The organism is Cyanobium sp. ULC065 (assembly GCF_977927515.1).
In genome coordinates this window covers 280,438-297,713 of record NZ_OZ376393.1, presented here as the reverse complement: position 1 = coordinate 297,713, position 17,276 = coordinate 280,438, and the positions used below count along the sequence as shown (strand labels likewise).

13 protein-coding genes are annotated in these 17,276 nt (G+C 68.5%); 10 read left to right on the top strand and 3 right to left on the bottom strand.

Annotated elements, in window-relative coordinates; genetic code table 11:
• Nucleotides 1–48 precede the first annotated feature (48 nt).
• The 7 genes from ACXMDP_RS01345 (at nucleotide 49) to purF (ending at nucleotide 10,539) form a co-directional block, all read left to right on the top strand.
• Complete coding sequence (locus ACXMDP_RS01345) at nucleotides 49–1,977, top strand: ABC1 kinase family protein (RefSeq protein WP_259728994.1); 1,929 nt, start codon at nucleotides 49–51, stop codon at nucleotides 1,975–1,977.
• Nucleotides 1,978–2,004: 27 nt separating this feature from the next.
• Nucleotides 2,005–2,655 (top strand): alpha/beta hydrolase, encoded by a 651-nt coding sequence (locus ACXMDP_RS01340; RefSeq protein ID WP_259728995.1) that lies wholly within the window; start codon nucleotides 2,005–2,007, stop codon nucleotides 2,653–2,655.
• 142 nt (nucleotides 2,656–2,797) lie between these two features.
• On the top strand, nucleotides 2,798–3,856 hold the full coding sequence (thrC, locus tag ACXMDP_RS01335; protein ID WP_255100710.1) for a threonine synthase: 1,059 nt from the start codon (nucleotides 2,798–2,800) through the stop codon (nucleotides 3,854–3,856).
• 524 nt (nucleotides 3,857–4,380) lie between these two features.
• Nucleotides 4,381–5,556 (top strand): DNA polymerase III subunit beta, encoded by a 1,176-nt coding sequence (dnaN, locus tag ACXMDP_RS01330; protein ID WP_259728996.1) that lies wholly within the window; start codon nucleotides 4,381–4,383, stop codon nucleotides 5,554–5,556.
• A 4-nt stretch (nucleotides 5,557–5,560) separates the two neighbouring features.
• Nucleotides 5,561–6,460, top strand: a complete 900-nt coding sequence (locus ACXMDP_RS01325; RefSeq protein WP_259728997.1) for a single stranded DNA-binding domain-containing protein — start codon at nucleotides 5,561–5,563, stop codon at nucleotides 6,458–6,460.
• 70 nt (nucleotides 6,461–6,530) lie between these two features.
• Nucleotides 6,531–8,900: a phosphoribosylformylglycinamidine synthase subunit PurL gene (purL, locus tag ACXMDP_RS01320; protein WP_399232666.1), complete on the top strand. Its 2,370-nt coding sequence runs from the start codon at nucleotides 6,531–6,533 to the stop codon at nucleotides 8,898–8,900.
• Nucleotides 8,901–9,039: 139 nt separating this feature from the next.
• Nucleotides 9,040–10,539, top strand: coding sequence for an amidophosphoribosyltransferase (purF, locus tag ACXMDP_RS01315; protein WP_259728998.1), 1,500 nt, complete (start codon nucleotides 9,040–9,042; stop codon nucleotides 10,537–10,539).
• Between the two features lie 51 nt (nucleotides 10,540–10,590).
• On the opposite strand, the gene ACXMDP_RS01310 is transcribed toward purF, so the two are convergent.
• The 3 genes from ACXMDP_RS01310 to queG form a co-directional block, all read right to left on the bottom strand.
• On the bottom strand, nucleotides 10,591–13,050 hold the full coding sequence (locus ACXMDP_RS01310) for a DNA gyrase/topoisomerase IV subunit A (RefSeq protein WP_259728999.1): 2,460 nt from the start codon (nucleotides 13,048–13,050) through the stop codon (nucleotides 10,591–10,593).
• A gap of 75 nt (nucleotides 13,051–13,125) precedes the next feature.
• Nucleotides 13,126–14,028 (bottom strand): tetratricopeptide repeat protein, encoded by a 903-nt coding sequence (locus ACXMDP_RS01305; protein WP_259729000.1) that lies wholly within the window; start codon nucleotides 14,026–14,028, stop codon nucleotides 13,126–13,128.
• 87 nt (nucleotides 14,029–14,115) lie between these two features.
• Nucleotides 14,116–15,096, bottom strand: coding sequence for a tRNA epoxyqueuosine(34) reductase QueG (queG, locus tag ACXMDP_RS01300; protein WP_259729001.1), 981 nt, complete (start codon nucleotides 15,094–15,096; stop codon nucleotides 14,116–14,118).
• A gap of 31 nt (nucleotides 15,097–15,127) precedes the next feature.
• On the opposite strand from queG, the gene ACXMDP_RS01295 reads away from it, so the two are divergent.
• The 3 genes from ACXMDP_RS01295 (at nucleotide 15,128) to nusB (ending at nucleotide 17,275) form a co-directional block, all read left to right on the top strand.
• Entirely contained in the window at nucleotides 15,128–15,778 is a 651-nt protein-coding gene (locus ACXMDP_RS01295; protein ID WP_255141031.1) for an HpsJ family protein, read from the top strand.
• Nucleotides 15,779–15,857: 79 nt separating this feature from the next.
• Nucleotides 15,858–16,634 carry a DUF502 domain-containing protein gene (locus ACXMDP_RS01290; protein WP_259729002.1) on the top strand — a complete coding sequence of 259 codons (777 nt, stop codon included), beginning with the start codon at nucleotides 15,858–15,860 and terminating at the stop codon, nucleotides 16,632–16,634.
• 26 nt (nucleotides 16,635–16,660) lie between these two features.
• Nucleotides 16,661–17,275: a transcription antitermination factor NusB gene (gene nusB, locus ACXMDP_RS01285; protein WP_259729003.1), complete on the top strand. Its 615-nt coding sequence runs from the start codon at nucleotides 16,661–16,663 to the stop codon at nucleotides 17,273–17,275.
• The last annotated feature ends 1 nt before the right edge of the window (nucleotide 17,276 follow it).

Sequence of the window (17,276 nt, the reverse complement as noted above, 5' to 3'; positions counted from 1 at the left end):
TAGCGACGCTGAGATTCGTTTAGAAGGGGTTGATCGATCTGCCCCGTGATGGTTCGCTCCGACCATGTGAGCACCCCTGCGGAGCTCAGCGACTTCATCGAAGCCGCCGGCCTGCTCAGCTACGACCCGGCGGCGATCACCCGCCTCTACGCCGGTCACCCCCGGCGTCTGCTGCTGCGGCTCTGGCAGACCCTGATGCCCATCAGTCTGTTCCTGGTGGGTGTGGCCGTCGATCGCTTCACCGGCCTGCTCAGCAACCCCGACCGGGCCCGGGAGCGGGCGCGCGAATGCGCCCAGCTGCTGGTGGCGCTCGGTCCCGCCTTCATCAAGGCCGGCCAGGCCCTCTCCACCCGGCCCGACATCGTGCCGCCGGTGCTGCTGGAGGAGCTGGCCCAGCTGCAGGATCAATTGCCCGGTTTCAACGGTGCACTGGCCATGGCCTGCATCGAAGAAGATCTGGGTGCGCCCGTCTCCGAGATCTACGCCCAGCTCGATCGCGAGCCGATCTCCGCCGCTTCACTCGGCCAGGTGCATAGGGGCACGCTCAAGGACGGCCAGGCGGTGGCGGTGAAGGTGCAGCGCCCTGGTCTGCGCGAGCAGATCACGCTCGATCTCTACATCGTGCGCAACATCGCCGCCTGGATCAACCGGAATGTAGGCCTGGTGCGCAGCGATCTGGTGGCCCTGATCGATGAACTGGGTAAGCGGGTATTCGAGGAGATGGATTATCTCAACGAAGCCAGGAACGCCGAAACCTTTGCCAGGCTCCACCAGCACAACCCGAACATCGCCGTACCGGCCATCTATCACGAGGCCACCAGCCGCCGCGTGCTCACAATGGAGTGGATCGATGGGGTGAAACTCACCAATCTGGAGGCGGTGCGCTCGCTCGGCATCGACCCCGACCACATGGTGCAGATCGGCGTGAACTGCAGCCTGCAGCAACTGCTGGAGCACGGCTTTTTCCACGCCGATCCCCACCCCGGCAATCTGCTGGCCCTACCGGATGGCCGCCTGGCTTACCTGGATTTCGGCATGATGAGCGAGGTGAGCCGCGAATCGCGCACCGGGCTGATCCAGGCGGTGGTGCACCTGGTGAACCGCAACTTCTCAGCCCTCTCCACCGATTTCGTGCAGCTCGGTTTTCTGGGCGAAGAGGTGAATCTGGAGCCGATTGTGCCGGCGTTCGAATCGGTGTTCGGCCAGGCCCTGGAGATGGGAGTGAGCCGGATGGATTTCAAGGCGGTCACCGACGATCTCTCCGGTGTGATGTACCGCTTCCCCTTTCAGGTGCCGCCTTACTACGCCCTGATCATCCGCTCGCTGGTCACGCTTGAAGGCATTGCCCTGAGTGTGGATCCGGAGTTCAAGATTCTCGGTGCGGCCTACCCTTACTTCGCCCGCCGGCTGATGGAGGATCCGGATCCGGATCTGCGCCGCAGCCTGCGCGAGATGCTCTTTGATGGTGATGAGTTCCGCTGGCAGCGGCTGGAAAATCTGATCAGCAGCGCTTCCCTTCAAGACCAGCTGGATGTGGAGGGTCTGCTGGATCAGGTGCTCGATTTCCTCTTCTCGCCCAAGGGAGGCATGCTGCGCCAGCAGCTGGTCGATGCGATGGTCGACCGGCTCGATGCGCTCGGCTGGCGGGCCGTGCAGGCGATGGGGAGGCGGCTGCCGACACGGCTCCAGCCACCGGGCCTGCGGGGCATGGAGCGGATGAGTGCGATCGACGCCCAGTTGCTGGATCTTGAACCCGTGCAGCAACTCCTGGTGGTGCTGCGCGATGTGCCGGGCTTCGAACCCCGTCTGCTGCTGCGCCGGCTGCCACGGTTGCTGGCGGAACCCGACCTGCGCCGCATGGGGCTGCAGCTGGCCCAGGGGTTGGCGGAGCGGGGGGTGGTGCGCCTGCTGCGAGACGTGCTGGTGGCGCCGGAAACCCGTCGAGCCGCTGGAATGGCACCGGTCGGCAGCTTCTAGGATCAGCGTCCAGCCAGGGAGTTTCAGTTGCGCATCCGCCCCAACGTCCTGGGGGTCCTGCTCGGGCTCTCGCTGAGCACGGCCGCTCCGAGTCTTCAGGCGGCCGAGCAACTGGTTTTCGTCAGCGGCGCCTTCCGGCGCTCGATCCCGGTCGCTGATCTCGACCATCTGGCCGCCACCGGCCAGGCACGCGGCCTGCTGGCCGACGTGCTCAAGATCGGCCGCCAGAACCCGGAAGATGTGGCACGGCTGCTGAACCAGAAGATCACCCTGCCGCTGGTGCTTACCAGCCGTCTGCTGTCCACCCGCATCGGCGAGGCGATCCTGCAGCGCCTGGCGGGCATCTTCGCGCCGTTGCGGGCACCGGGCACCGGCGTTCCGGCGCTCCGCTCCGCCCTGATCATCGGCATCAGCAACGGCAATGGCACCCTCACCCCCACCGGCTTTCTGAGGGCCTACCCCGCCAACGAGCTGGCGATCAACATCCCGGCCCTGCTCAGCCTGGTGGGCAAAACCAATTCGATCGCCGATCTGGTGCGGTTCTTCTCCGAATCCCCGCTTGACGGCCTGCGGGAGGGCAATGAACGGCCCTCCGGCCCCCCGGCCCCGTCCACCAGCCCTCCAGCCAGCGCCCCCGGCCAGCCACCCGCCAGCGCACCCGATGCCAAGGGCTCCTGAATCGCTCCAGGCCCCAAAGCCAGCTCTCAGGGCGGTGAGCTCTCTCGGCGCTTCTTAACCGCCGCGTAGATTCGCCACAGCCTGCTCCGTCGCGCCCGTGCCGCTGCTCTCTGCCCTCAGGCGCCTGGGCGCGAAGCCCACGCTGCAGGACTGGCCGGGGCTGATCGAGGCCTACCGCCCCTGGCTGCCGGTCAGCGATCGCACGCCGGTGATCACGCTGCGCGAAGGCGCCACCCCGCTGATCCCCGCGCCGGCGATTGCGGCGCGCGTGGGCCGCGGCGTGAAGGTGTTCCTCAAGTACGACGGCCTCAACCCCACCGGCAGCTTCAAGGACCGGGGGATGACGATGGCGGTGAGCAAGGCGCGCGAAGCCGGCGCTGAAGCGGTGATCTGCGCGAGCACCGGCAACACCTCCGCCGCGGCCGCGGCCTATGCCAAGCGCGGTGGCATGCGCGCCTTCGTGCTCATCCCCGATGGCTACGTGGCCCAGGGAAAGCTGGCCCAGGCGCTGATGTACGGCGCCGAGGTGCTGGCGGTGAAGGGCAACTTCGACCGGGCGCTGGCGATCGTGCGCGAGGTGGCCGACAGCTACCCCGTCACCCTGGTCAATTCCCTCAACCCCTTCCGGCTGCAGGGCCAGAAGACGGCCGCCTTCGAGGTGGTCGATGCGCTTGGCGATGCCCCCGACTGGCTGTGCATCCCGATGGGCAATGCCGGCAACATCAGCGCCTACTGGATGGGCTTCCAGGAGTACCGGCAGGCCGGGCACAGCCAGCGGCTGCCCCGGATGATGGGCTTCCAGGCCAGCGGCTCCGCCCCCCTGGTGCTGGGCCACACGGTGGAGCAACCGGACACCATCGCCACGGCGATCCGCATCGGCAACCCGGCCAACCGCGAAAAGGCCCTGGCGGTGCGTGAGCAGAGCAACGGGGCCTTCCATGCGGTCACCGATCAGGAGATCCTGGAGGCCTACAAGCTGCTGGGCCGGGAGGAAGGGGTGTTCTGCGAACCCGCCAGCGCCGCTTCGGTGGCCGGCCTGCTGCAGCGGGCAGCGGAGGTGCCGGCAGGAGCCACGGTGGTCTGTGTGCTCACCGGCAACGGCTTGAAGGATCCCGGCACCGCGATCGATCACAGCGACGGCGCCTTCCATGCCGGCCTGGCGCCGGAGGTGGACGTGGTCGCCAAGGTGATGGGCTTCTGAGACCAGGGCTGAAGCCCGTCTGATCAACCAGGAGCCCCCGCCCACGGCCTTTCTTGGACGGGGGTTTTTGGCGTTCGGGCACGGACAGCGCCGCTGGAAAGCCCTGAAGCGGCCAGAAGCGTGGCGTTTTGATGTCGGCCGGTGAACAGACCGTCCCAGGGAAAAACGGGGGCCAGCGGTGGAAAAGTGCGGCTGAATCTGGGCCCCGAACAGAGCGTCGGTTTTCCTCAGGCAGGGAAATCGTGGAAAAGGGGAAAACGTGCGGTTTCCGTCAGCGGTTCTCCCCATGCCTGTTGAGCCAGATCCCTTGCTGCAACTAGCTTTCTGAGTTTCTCCCCGATTTCCACACCCCCTACGACTACGGCTGCTTTTCTCCTTTTTCTGAAAGAGAGAACTTCCGTAGAAGGATCGCGGAAAACGGGCGTGGAAAAGGGCGCTGACGGTCGTCCGCCGTTGCGGATCGCCCCGGCTTGTGGAAGCGTGGTGGGGCCCGAAAAGGGCATCCCACCCGGAGTCTCGAAACGATGAAGCTGGTCTGCTCCCAGGCGGAACTGAGCGCCAGCCTTCAGTTGGTCAGCCGCGCGGTGGCGGCCCGGCCGACCCATCCGGTGCTGGCCAACGTGCTGCTCACCGCCGATGCCGGCACCGGCCGGTTGAGCCTCACCGGCTTCGATCTCAATCTCGGCATCCAGACGAGCCTGCCTGCGGCGGTGGAAACCAGCGGCGCGATCACGCTGCCGTCCCGCCTGTTCGGCGAGATCGTTTCCCGGCTCTCCGCCGACAGTCCGATCACCCTGGAGTGCCCCGAAGGCCAGGAGCAGGTGGAGCTCACCAGTTTCTCTGGCAGCTACCAGATGCGCGGGCTGTCGGCGGAGGATTTTCCCGACCTCCCGCTGGTGCAGACCGGCGCTCCGATCCGGCTGGAAGCGGACGCGCTGATCAAGGGCCTGCGCGCCACCCTGTTCGCCAGCAGCCCGGATGAGGCGAAGCAGTTGCTCACCGGCGTGCATCTCGGCCTGGAGCACGACGGTCTCGAATGCGCCGCCACCGACGGCCACCGCCTCTCGGTGCTGCGTCTCGACAATGCGGCGGCCGCTGCTGCCGGTGCGGGCCCCGGTAACGGCGCAACGGACGCGGAAGAGGCGCCGAGCTTTGCGGTCACGGTGCCGGCCCGCTCCCTGCGTGAACTTGAGCGCCTGCTGTCCTCCCGCCAGTCGCAGGAGCCGGTGAGCCTGTTCAGCGAACGCGGGCAGGTGGTGTTCGTCTGGGCGGATCAGGTGCTCACCAGCCGCAGCCTCGACGGCACCTATCCCAACTACGGCCAGCTGATTCCCGCCTCCTTCAGCCGCACGCTTGAGCTCGACCGCCGCGCCTTCGTCAACGCCCTGGAGCGGGTGGCCGTGGTGGCCGATCAGCACAACAACGTGGTGAAGCTGAGCAGCGACCCATCCGCCGACATCCTGCGCATCAGTGCTGACGCCCAGGATGTGGGCAGCGGCTCGGAATCCTTGCCGGCGCTGGTGAAAGGGGACGCGATCGAGATCGCCTTCAATGTGCGCTACGTGCTCGATGGCCTCAAAGCGATGACCGCCGACCGGGTCGAGCTGCGCTGCAATGCCCCCACCACGCCCGCCGTGCTGGCGCCGCTGAAGGATCCGAGCTTCACCTACCTGGTGATGCCCGTGCAGATCCGCAGCTGATGCCGTGAGCCTTCCCGCTCAGCTGCTCCTCTCCGACCTGCTGCGCTTGCGGGTGCGCTGCGATCAGGGCCTCGACCACGGCCCCGGACTGATGGGCTGGATGCACCCGCCGGTGCACCGCCTGCTCGGCTGGGCCAGCAAGCCCTCCGCCTTCGGCACCCGCCGGCTGGTCTGGCGCCTCGACCAGCTGCGCGGCCTCGGTGAACTGGAGGCTTTGGTGCTGGGCGAACCGGCCGTCACCGATCCGGCCACGCTCGAACGCCTGCCCACGCTGTTCGATGCCGCCCTGACCGGCGCTGGGGGTTCCGTGCTGGGCACGGTGGCGGATGCGGCCGTGGAGCTGCGCAGTGGGCGCATCCTGCACTACCTGGTGTCGCGCAGCGATCCGCGCCTGCCGGGCACCAGCCGCTGGCGCCTCACTCCCGATCGGATCGTCGATCAGCAGCCCGGCCAGGTGCTCACCGGCCTCGGCGGCCTCGACGACCTGCCGCTGGCCAAGGCCAGTGTGCGGCAGGAGTTTCTGCGCCGCTCACGCCGCTGGCGGGATCAGGTGGGTCAGGAGACCACCCGGATCAGGGATCAGTTCCAGGAGGTGGGCGGACGCTTCGAGGAACGGCTGGAAGGCTGGCTGGAGGAACCCCCCTGGCAGGAGCCGCAGCGGGACGGTCCGCCCTGGCAGGACGCCGATTCCGGCCGGCGTCAACCGGACGGCGACCCGCTGGACGACTGGGACGACGACGATCGTCTGGAGGATCGCGACGATGGGCCCAGGGCCTGGGACTCGCCTGAGGACGATCCGGAGCTCGAACCGGACACGGACCGCTACCGTCGGACCCAGCCTGTCAGCGAGGGACCGTCCCGGCGGGGCAGCCGCTACGCCAGCGACACGGATCCCTGGGTCTGAACCCGCCGATCCCCCGGCGGCCGTGGGCGCTCGCTCGGCCAGACTGCGCTTTCCTGCCTGCGGCCGCCTGGTGTCCTCCCCCTCCTTTCCGCTTGCCGAAGCTCTGCGCAAGGAGGGCCTCAGCCAGGCGGACTACGACGAGATCGTGCTGCGGCTGGGCCGGGCACCGAACCGCGCCGAGCTGGGCATGTTCGGGGTGATGTGGTCGGAGCACTGCTGTTACCGCAACTCCCGCCCCCTGCTCGGCCAGTTCCCCACCACCGGGCCGCGCATCCTGGTGGGGCCCGGTGAGAACGCCGGCGTCGTCGACCTGGGCGAGGGTCAGCATCTGGCCTTCAAGATCGAAAGCCATAACCACCCTTCGGCCGTGGAGCCCTTCCAGGGCGCGGCCACCGGTGTGGGCGGCATCCTGCGCGACATCTTCACCATGGGCGCGCGCCCGATCGCGCTGCTCAATGCCCTGCGCTTCGGTCCGCTGGAGGATCCACGCAATGTGGGGCTGATGGAGGGCGTGGTGGCCGGCATCGCCCATTACGGCAACTGCGTCGGTGTGCCGACGGTGGGAGGGGAGGTGGCCTTCGATCCCAGCTACAGCGGCAACCCGCTGGTCAACGCCATGGCCCTGGGGCTGATGGAAACCGAGGAGATTGTGCGTTCGGGTGCGGCGGGCGTGGGCAATCCGGTGGTCTACGTGGGCAGCACCACCGGCCGGGATGGCATGGGCGGGGCCAGTTTTGCCTCCGCCGAGCTCACCGAAGCCTCCCTCGATGCCCGCCCGGCGGTGCAGGTGGGGGATCCCTTCCTGGAGAAGGGGCTGATCGAGGCCTGCCTGGAAGCCTTCCAGAGCGGCGATGTGGTGGCCGCCCAGGACATGGGCGCCGCCGGCCTCACCTGCAGCTGCTCGGAGATGGCTGCCAAGGGGGGCGTGGGTGTGGAGCTCGATCTCGACCGCGTGCCGGCCCGCGAAGACGGCATGACTGCCTACGAGTTCCTGCTGTCGGAATCGCAGGAGCGCATGTTGTTCGTGGTGCGTCAGGGCCGCGAGCAGCCGCTGATGGAGCGCTTCCGCCGCTGGGGCCTGCAGGCCGCGGTGGTGGGCCGCGTGGTGGCCGAGAACGTGGTGCGGGTGCTGCAGCACGGCGCGGTGGCCGCCGAAGTACCGGCCAATGCCCTGGCCGACGACACCCCGATCAACCACCACGAGCTGCTCGCTGCCCCGCCCGCCGAGATCCAGGCCCACTGGCAGTGGAGCGAGGCCCAGCTGCCGCCCGCCGACACCGCCGGTATCACCCCGGCGGGCCAGTCACCGCTCAGCTGGAACCAGGTGCTGCTGGCCCTGCTCGACACGCCCACGATCGCGAGCAAGCGCTGGGTGTACCGCCAGTACGACCACCAGGTGCAGGGCAATACCGTGATGCCCCCCGGCGGCGCCGACGCGGCTGTGGTGCGGCTCCGGCCTCAGCAGGGGCCTGGCTCGTTGCTGCCGGCCCAGCGCGGCGTGGCGGCGGTGGTGGATTGCCCCAACCGCTGGGTGGCCCTCGATCCGCAGCGGGGCGCGATGGCGGCGGTGGCCGAAGCGGCCCGCAACCTCAGCTGCGTGGGGGCCGAGCCGTTGGCCGTGACCGACAACCTCAATTTCCCTTCCCCCGACCACCCCACCGGCTACTGGCAGCTGGCGATGGCCTGCCGCGGCCTGTCGGAGGCCTGCGCCGCGCTCGGTACACCGGTCACCGGCGGCAACGTCTCCCTCTACAACGAGACCCGCCTGCCCGACGGGCGCCTGCAGCCGATCCATCCCACCCCCGTGGTGGGGATGGTGGGTCTGGTGCCCGATCTTGCCCGTGTCACCGGCCAAGCCTGGCGCGCGGCCGGTGATGCCATCTGGCTGCTGGGTGTGCCGCTGGCGGGCGACGATGACGCCGACGAGCGGTTCGGGCTGGCGGCCAGCGGCTACCTGGAGTGGATCCACGGGCTCAGCACCGGCCGGCCGCCGCGCACCGACCTGGCGCTGGAGCTGGCGGTGCAGGCTCTGCTGCGGCAGGCGATCGCCCAGGGGGTGGTGACTGCCGCCCACGATCTCAGCGACGGGGGCCTGGCGGTGGCGGCGGCCGAATGCTGTCTCGCCTCGGGGCTGGGCGCGCAGCTGGAGTTGCCGGCGGGCACGGCCCGGGCCGACCGGCTGCTGTTCGCCGAGGGCGGCGCCAGGGTGCTGGTGAGCGTGCCGCCGGCCCAGGCCCAGGCCTGGCAGGCGTTGTTGGAGCAGGCGCCGCTGAGCGGTGCCGCCGGCTCGCCGCCAGCCTGCCAGCGGTTGGGCCGGGTGCAGGCTGAGGCGCTGCTGAGCATCGAGCGGGGCGGCACGACGTTGCTGGCGCAGCCGCTCGATGTGTTGGGGCTGGCTTACGAGCAGGGGATTCCCCGCCGCTTGGCCGGCGGGGCCTGAGGCAGACTGTCAACGCAGTCGGTCAGTGGTCAGGCCTGTGGTTCGCGCGCACCCCAGGCAGCACCCCTCCCCGTCACCGTCCGGCCCCCAAGGTGCCAGCTCGCCTGCTCTGGGTGACGGGTCCAAACACGCACAAGCCATGACCGCTCCTGCCGTGGCTGCTGAACCCGCTGCAGCAGCAGCGGCGGCAGAGCGTCCCGATCGCATGGAGGAGGCCTGCGGCGTGTTCGCCGTCTATGCCACTGGCCAGCCGGTGGCGAACCTCACCTACTTCGGCCTCTACGCGCTGCAGCACCGGGGGCAGGAGTCGGCTGGGATCGCCGTGTTCAACGGCGCCAAGATCCGGCTCCACAAAGACATGGGCCTGGTCAGCCAGGTGTTCGATCAGGACGTGCTGGAGCGCATGCCAGGCGACCTGGCGATCGGTCACAACCGCTATTCCACCACCGGCAGCAGCCGGGTCTGCAACGCCCAGCCGGTGGTGCTGATGACCCGCCTCGGGCCCTTCGGCCTGGCGCACAACGGCAATCTGGTCAACGCCAACGAGTTGCGCGAGGCCCTCGACCATCTCGCCGGTGAATTCACCTCCACCACCGATTCGGAGCTGATCGCCTTCGCGCTTCAGGAGGCCGTGGATGGAGGTCTGGGCTGGAGCGCCGCGATCCGTCAGGCCGCCGGCCGCTGCCGCGGCGCCTTCAGCCTGGCGATCGGCACCCCGGACGGTCTGTTCGCCCTGCGCGATGGCTATGGGGTGCGCCCGTTGGTGTTCGGCCACATGGGCGACAAGCACCAGGGGCAATGGGTGCTCAGCAGCGAAACCTGCGGCCTCGACATCATCGGCGCCTCCTACGACGGTGATGTCGGCCCCGGCGAACTGATTCATTTCCGGGCGGGCGAGCCGGTGCCTGAGCGGGTGCGCTGGATCGAGGAGCCGGCCAAGCTGTGCGTCTTCGAGATGATCTACTTCGCCCGGCCCGACAGCCGCTTCTTCGGCGAATCCCTGTATAGCTACCGCCATCGCATCGGTGAGATGCTGGCGCGCGAATCCGCCGTGGAGGCGGACATTGTGATCGGCGTGCCCGATTCCGGCATCCCTGCTGCCATCGGCTTCTCCAAGGGCAGTGGCATCCCCTTCGCCGATGGGCTGATCAAGAACCGCTATGTGGGCCGCACCTTCATCCAGCCCACCCAGGCGATGCGGGAGGCGGGCATCCGCGTCAAGCTCAATCCCCTGCCGGATGTGCTCTCCGGCAAGCGGGTGATCGTGATCGACGACTCCATCGTGCGCGGCACCACCAGCCGCAAGCTGGTGATGGCGCTGCGGGATGCGGGCGCCACCGAAGTGCACATGCGCATCAGTTCGCCGCCGGTCACCCATCCCTGCTTCTACGGCATCGACACCGACAACCAGGAGCAGCTGATCGCTGCCCGGCTCACCCTTGAAGAGATCACAGCCCACCTCGGCGTCGATTCGCTCGCCTATCTCAGCCAGGAGGGAATGCTGGAGGCCGCCCAGGACCATTCCTCCCATTTCTGCACCGCCTGCTTCGATGGCAACTACCCGATTCCCATGGACGACGCCGTCCGCTCCAGCAAGCTGATGCTGGAGCCCTCAGGCCTGGCGGCCACCAAGCCCTGAGCCTTGCTGCCGGGGCCCTGAGGATCAGCAGGTCAGATCAGCCATCGGAAATCAGTTGATCAGCGGCACCAGGGCCTGCACGCTGTCGCCGGCCGCCAGTGGCTGCGGCAGTTCGCCGGGTTCGTCGGGATTCTGGGCCGAAAGGGTGGCTGGATCGAGGCGGAAGCTGCGGGTCGGGCTCAGCACCACCCCCAGGGTGGACGTTCCGCACACCTGCAGGTCCACCAGGGCGTCGCTGCGATCGAGGAAGCGCAGGCCGATCTGGCCCAGCTCGCCCCGCTGGCACCGCCGCAGACTCTCCAGCCGCAGGCGCTTGATCCGTCCCAGGCGGCTGGCCAGCACCACGTCCTGATCCGAGCGAGGGGCGCAGGCACCGGCAATCGTCTCGCCGGGCAGCAGCCGCAGCAGCAGGGGGCCCTGGGCCGCCCGCCCCATCAGCGGCACGTCGGCGTCCGTCAGCTGCAGGCGCAGCAGGCGCCCGGAGCTGCTGCCCACCACCAGGTCCTGGTCGTCGCTGCAGGGCACCACACGGCGCAGCACCACCCCGTCCTTCAGCTTCAGCACGGTGGCGGCACGGCCGGAGAGCTCCAGAAACGCGTCGATCGGCAGCCGCTTGAAACGGCCGTCGCTGCTCAGCAAGCCCAGGCTGCCCTCGGGTTGTGCCGGGAGTGGCAACACCTGAATGATCGGGTCATCGAGCAGGCTCTCGGGCAGGAACTTCTCCAGGCCGCCCTGCTGCTGTCCGGCATACTCCCAGCGCAGCAGGGCCACCCGCCCACCGGCGCTGAAGGCCAGCACGGCCGGTTTATCGCTCACCGCCAGGATCAGCCGCGCCGGGGACGGGTGCTCACCCAGCGGGGCGGCCTCCTCCAGATGCAGGCGGCCGAGCAGCTGGGGGCCCACGATCCGCACCTGGCCATCGGCCTGGATCAGCAGGCGACCATCGCCGGGCAGGGCGTCGAGCGCCTGCTGCCGCTGCAGCTCGGTGGTGGGTCGGGTGGCAGCGGCACGCTGTGCCACCAGGGCATCGCCGCCGGCCACCAGACGCGTGCGCCGGGGTGTGGCATAACGCTTCTTCAGGCTTTTCAGCTCAGTCACCATGGCGTCGAGCAGGGCCTGGCGGTCGTCGAGCAGGTGCCGCAGCCGCTCCCGTTCCTGTGCCAGCTCAGCGGCCTCCTGCCTCAGGCCGTCCTGCTCCAGGCTGGTGAGGCGCCGCAGCGGCATGGCCAGCACCGCCTCGGCCTGCCGTTCGCTCAGATCGAAGTGGACCTGCAGGCTCGCCTTGGCCGTGGCGGCATCCTTGGCCGCCTGGATCCGGGCAATCACCTCCTGCAGGGCATCGAGCGCCCGGATCAGACCCTCCACCACCTCCAGCCGGTCTTCAGTGCGGCGAAGGGCGTGGTTGGTGCGCCGGATCAGGGTGTGTTCCCGGTACTCCAGGAAATGGTTGAGGATCTGCCGCAGGCTCAGCTGCAGCGGCTGGCCGTGGACGAGCGCCAGCATGATCGCCCCGAAATTGCTCTGCAGGGCCGTGCGGCGTTGCAGTTCAGCCAGCACCTTGGCGGGCTCCCCGTCGCGGCGCACCTCCACCACCACCCGCATGCCATCGCGGTCGCTCTCGTCGCGGATGTCGGCGATGCCACCGATCTTGCCGTCGTTGACCTGCTCCGCCAGCTTCTCGATCCAGCCCGCCTTGCTCAGCTGGTAGGGGAGTTCGGTGATCACCACGGCGCCGCGGCGGTGGCGCCCCTTGCCGGGCTGCACCTCCTCGATGTGGGCCACCCCCCGCATCGGGATGCTGCCGCGGCCGTTCAGGTAGGTGTCGCGCACGCCGCTGCCGGTGAGCACTTCGCCGCCGGTCGGAAAGTCGGGGCCGGGGACCAGTTCGAGCAGTTTGTCGTCGCTGAGATCGGGCTTGCGGATCAAGGCGATCAGGGCGTCCACCACTTCGCCCAGGTTGTGGGGCGGAATGCTGGTGGCCATGCCCACAGCGATGCCCGAGCAGCCGTTCAGCAGCAGGAAGGGCAGCTGCGCGGGCAGCACGGTCGGTTCCTGCTGGGAGGAATCGAAGTTGGGGGCGAAATCAACCGTGTCGTTGCCGATTTCATCGAGCAACCCCTGATTGGCGATCGGTGCCAGGCGCGTTTCTGTGTAGCGCATCGCCGCTGGCGGGTCGTCGTCGACCGAGCCGAAGTTGCCGTGGCCATCGAGCAGCGGATGGCGGCTGGCGAAGGTCTGCACGAGGCGTACCAGCGCGTCGTAGACGGCCTGGTCGCCATGCGGGTGGTACTTGCCGAGCACATCACCCACCACCCGGGCGCATTTTCGGTAGGGCCGGTCTGGGGTGAGACCCAGCTCGTGCATGGCAAACAGGATGCGCCGCTGCACGGGCTTGAGGCCATCGCGCACATCCGGCAGGGCCCGACCCACGATCACGCTCATCGCGTATTCGAGGTACGACCGCTGCATCTCCTGATGCAGGGAGATCGGTTGGACGCGCTCCTCTGCCATCCTGTTCGGGGGTCTGGGGGCGGAAGGGGCTCAGCCTACAGATGCTGCCTGGCGGGCCCAGCTGCTGGTGGCTGCTCAGGTGGAGGGTTCTTCCTCCGTCTCCATGGTGCCTGAGGCATTGGCATTGGCCCTGTCCACAGCGGCCTTCAGGTCGGGATGGCTCAGCAGGGTCTTGGTGCTGGCACGCAGGCGGGGCCCCCAGAGTTGTTCTTTCTGATAGGCGTCAAGCACGTAGTTGGGTTCGATCGCCAGGGCCTCGCTGGCAAGCCTCCGCGCTTCGCTCTGTCCGTCCGGGGCGGCGGAGAGGCCGGCTGCCAGCGCCAGCATCGGTTCCGCCGCCTTGGCGTTGATCTGCAGGGCCTGGCGCCAGCGTTCGATCGCCTCGCCCCGGCGGCCCAGCTCATAGAGCACCAGCCCCTGGTTGTTGATCGCCTCCCAGAAGCCCTTGCGCAGCCCGGAGGCACGCTCAAAGGCCAGCAGGGCCCCCTGGGGGTTGTTGAGCAGCAGCTGGGCGTTGCCGAGATCGAAGTGGGCGCCTGCGTTGCGCCCATCCAGCCGCAGGCCCTGCTCCAGCAGCCCCACCGCCTGCTGCGGCTGACCATCGCGCAGGGCCAGGGAGCCTTCGGCGAACCAGATGCCGGGGTTGCGTGGATCGAGCTGCTTGGCCCGCGCCAACGAAGCCGATGCCTGCTTGCTCTGGTTGCTGCGCAGCTGGGCTTCCGCCAGCAGCACCCAACCGCGCGGGTCGCCAGGCAGCAGCTGCACGGTGAGGGCCGCCAGACGGGCCGCATCCTCCGCTTGGCCCAGGCGCAGCAGGCGGGTGGCCGCCTGGGCGATGCCCAGCCCTGCCGCTTCCAACTCCGCGGTCTGCGGAACATAGGCGTAAGGGACCAGCGCGAAGGCCGGCGGCACCGACCCTGCCAGAACGGAAAACGTGAACGGTGCTGCCGTAAGACTCGCCAACCAGCGCGGGGCCATGCCGGGCGTTCCATTCCAGAACCCACCCTAGAGCGGCGGTTCTTGACTTCTGCAGGCGAATGGCCTCTCTATTTCAGGCGGGCACTGTCAGCTGGCAGGGCCGGGCGTGCCCAGCCTCAGCATCGCCCGCAGGTTGCGCCGCCACATCCAGGGCTTGATGCGGCGCAGGGCCGAGGCCCGCAGCCGCTCATCCCAGTCGTCGTCACTCCACTGCAGCGCCTCCTCCGGCTGCAGGTCGAGCATCCAGGTGCGCGGCTGCAGGTCGGGATCGCTGGACACGGGCAGGTCCTGGTCGTTCCAGGGGCAGACGTCCTGGCAGATGTCGCAGCCGGCCACCCAGGGAGCCATGGCGGCGCTGATCGCCGGCGGCAGCTGCGGCTCGCGGCTTTCGATCGTGTGGAAGGCGATGCAGCGCCGCGCGTCCACCACGAACGGCTCGGTGATGGCGCCGGTGGGGCAGGCGTCGATGCAGCGGCTGCAGCGCCCGCAGAGTGGCTCGGCCGGAGCATCCGCAGGCAGCTCCAGGGTGGTGAGCAGATGGCCGATCAGGAACCAGGAGCCCCGGCGGGGGTGGATCAGGTTGGCGTGTTTGCCGATCCAACCCAGGCCGGCCTGCTCGGCCCAGGCCTTGTCGAGCAGGGGAGCGCTGTCGACACAGGCCCGCCAGCGCACCTCCGGCGCCTGTTGCTCCAGCCAGCGGCCCAGCTGGCGCAGGCGGCTGTCGATCACCCGGTGGTAGTCGCGACCCCAGCCGTAGCGGGCGATCGCCGGGCGGCCGGGGGTGCGGATCGCGGCCACGTTGTAGTTGAGCCCCACCGCCAGCAGGCTGCGAACCCCAGGCAGCAGCCGCTGGATTTCCGCCCGGCGTGGATCGGCCATCCAGTCCATCGAGGCGTGGTGGCCTGCGGCCAGCCAGCGCTGCAGGGCCGCCGTCCGCAGCTGCATCCGTTCATCCGGCTCGGCGACACCCAGCCCCACGGGGGCGAATCCCAGCAGCAGGGCCTGCTGTTTGAGGGCTGCGGCCAGGGCTGCGGGAGACAGGCGTTCCTGGTCGGGTTTAGATCCCACCCGTACAGTTGCGCATCACCGTCATTCTGCTGTGATCTCCGCCTCTTCCGGACGTTTCGGCGTGCTGCTGCGCTGGCTCGGTCTCACCCTGGTGGTGCTGCTGGCCCTGCAGCTCACCTCCGTGATCCTGATCGGCAGCTGGGAGGATCCCACCTTCCAGCAGCTGCTGGTGGAACGGCTGATCAGCCAGGCACCGATGGCGCTGGTGGGCCTGCTGCTGATCCTGCTGGGCTGCCGCCTTGATGTGTCCCACGAGGGCCGCACCCCCCTGCGCTGGGTGGTCACCGTCGTGGCAGCGGTGCTGGCGATCGGCCTGGCTGTGGCAGTGCCGGTCACGGTGAGCGCCGATGGCTCAATCACCGCCCAGACTGAGCAGAGCCTGGCCACCAAGCGGGGCCAGCTGGAGATGGCCAAGCAGCAGAGCACCAATCCCCAGGTGATTGAGCAACTGGTGCGTCAGGCCGAGCAGGCGGGCCAGGTGCCGCCCCAGGCCACGCCTGAGCAGAAGCAGCAGGCAGCGCGCGGCTTCATCGACCGCCAGTTGCAGCAGATGCAGGACCAGCTGAAGCAGGAGGAACGCTCCAGCGTGCTGGCCCTCAACCAGCGCCGTTTCAACGGCACCGCTTCAGCGGTGGTGTTGGCCGTGGCGTTCACGTTGGTGGCACTCGCCGCGGTGCTCTGAGCCTCGGAAGTTCTGTGGCGAGATGGGCCGCTGCTTAACGGCGTCCCTGGTGGCTGGCTAGGTTGAAGTCTGCTTTTTGATGTCCGGTCGTTCCGGCCCGCTCTTGGTGCAATCGAATCCCCGCACTGATGAACCCCTGGGGGACCGTCTTCGCCAGGACCTCAAGAACGACCTGATCGCCGGTCTGCTGGTGGTGATTCCACTCGCCACCACGATCTGGCTGGCCACCACGGTGAGCCGCTTCGTGCTCGCCTTTCTCACCACGATCCCGAAGCAATTCAATCCCTTCAATACGCTGAGTCCGCTCCTGCAGGAGTTGATCAATCTCGGCGTGGGTCTGTTGGTGCCGTTGCTCGGCATCCTGCTGATCGGTCTGATGGCCCGCAACATCGTGGGCCGCTGGTTGCTCGATTTCGGCGAAGGCACCCTGCAGCGGATCCCCTTGGCGGGTTCGGTCTACAAAACGCTCAAGCAGCTGCTGGAAACCGTGTTCCGCAGCAACTCCACCCGCTTTCGCCGGGTGGTGCTGGTCGAGTACCCCAGCAAGGGCCTGTTTGCCGTCGGTTTCGTCACCGGTGTACTCGGAGCCGCCATGCAGAGCACGTCCGATCAACCGATGCTGAGCGTGTTCATCCCCACGGCGCCCAACCCCACCACCGGTTGGTATGCCGTGGTGCCCGAGCAATCCGTCCGCGACCTCGACCTCTCGGTGGAAGATGCCTTCCGCACGATCATTTCGGCGGGGATCGTCAGCCCCGATGATGAGCGCGGTGGTCAGGGCAACCGCAGCTTCTCCAGCCTGCTGGCCCAGCTGAGGGCCCCTGTGTTCACCGCCCCCTCTTCCACCAAGGCCTGAGGGGGTTCACCCCTTCTGACGATCCGATGCAGAGTCGCTCCGTTTCCAGAGAACTGGCTTTGTTGATGCTGGGCCAGGTGAGCGATCGCGTTCCCACCGCCGACCTCTCGCTTGAAGGCCTGTTGCACCAGGCCCTCGCCAGCCTCAGCCAGTGCGTGCGTGAAGCCCTCGACAATGCCGCGCTCGACCTGGAGCAGGCGCAGCAGCAACTGCTCGACAGCGAACTGGTCGATGCCGCCGATCAGGTGGTGCGCGTGCGCGGTCACCTTCAGCGCGGTCTGGCACACGCCGAGCAGGCGATCAACCGCCTGTCAGCGGGCCTTGAACTGCCGCGCCTGCTGATGTTGGCCGACCAGGAAGATGTGCGCCGCGGCGCGGTGGAGCGGGCGCGGGCTGTGCTCGATCACCGCGAAGACCTCGATCGCCGCCTCGATGAGGTGATGGAGGGCTGGCGGCTGAAACGCCTGCCGCGCATCGACCGCGACATCCTGCGACTGGCCGCCGTCGACCTCGACACCTTCGGCACGCCGGCGGCCGTGGCCTGCAACGAGGCCGTCGATCTGGCCAACCGCTACAGCGACGAGCAGGGACGGCGGATGATCAACGGCGTTCTGCGGCGGTTCACCACCGCGGCCCCCTGAG

What these genes read in the sequence shown, in the direction of transcription:
- ACXMDP_RS01345 (WP_259728994.1), top strand. Translation starts at nt 49, where the DNA reads ATGGTTCGCTCCGACCATGTGAGCACCCCTGCGGAGCTCAGCGACTTC.
- dnaN (WP_259728996.1), top strand. Translation starts at nt 4,381, where the DNA reads ATGAAGCTGGTCTGCTCCCAGGCGGAACTGAGCGCCAGCCTTCAGTTG.
- purF (WP_259728998.1), top strand. Translation starts at nt 9,040, where the DNA reads ATGACCGCTCCTGCCGTGGCTGCTGAACCCGCTGCAGCAGCAGCGGCG.
- ACXMDP_RS01310 (WP_259728999.1), bottom strand. Translation starts at nt 13,050, where the DNA reads ATGGCAGAGGAGCGCGTCCAACCGATCTCCCTGCATCAGGAGATGCAG.
- ACXMDP_RS01305 (WP_259729000.1), bottom strand. Translation starts at nt 14,028, where the DNA reads ATGGCCCCGCGCTGGTTGGCGAGTCTTACGGCAGCACCGTTCACGTTT.
- ACXMDP_RS01290 (WP_259729002.1), top strand. Translation starts at nt 15,858, where the DNA reads ATGTCCGGTCGTTCCGGCCCGCTCTTGGTGCAATCGAATCCCCGCACT.
- nusB (WP_259729003.1), top strand. Translation starts at nt 16,661, where the DNA reads ATGCAGAGTCGCTCCGTTTCCAGAGAACTGGCTTTGTTGATGCTGGGC.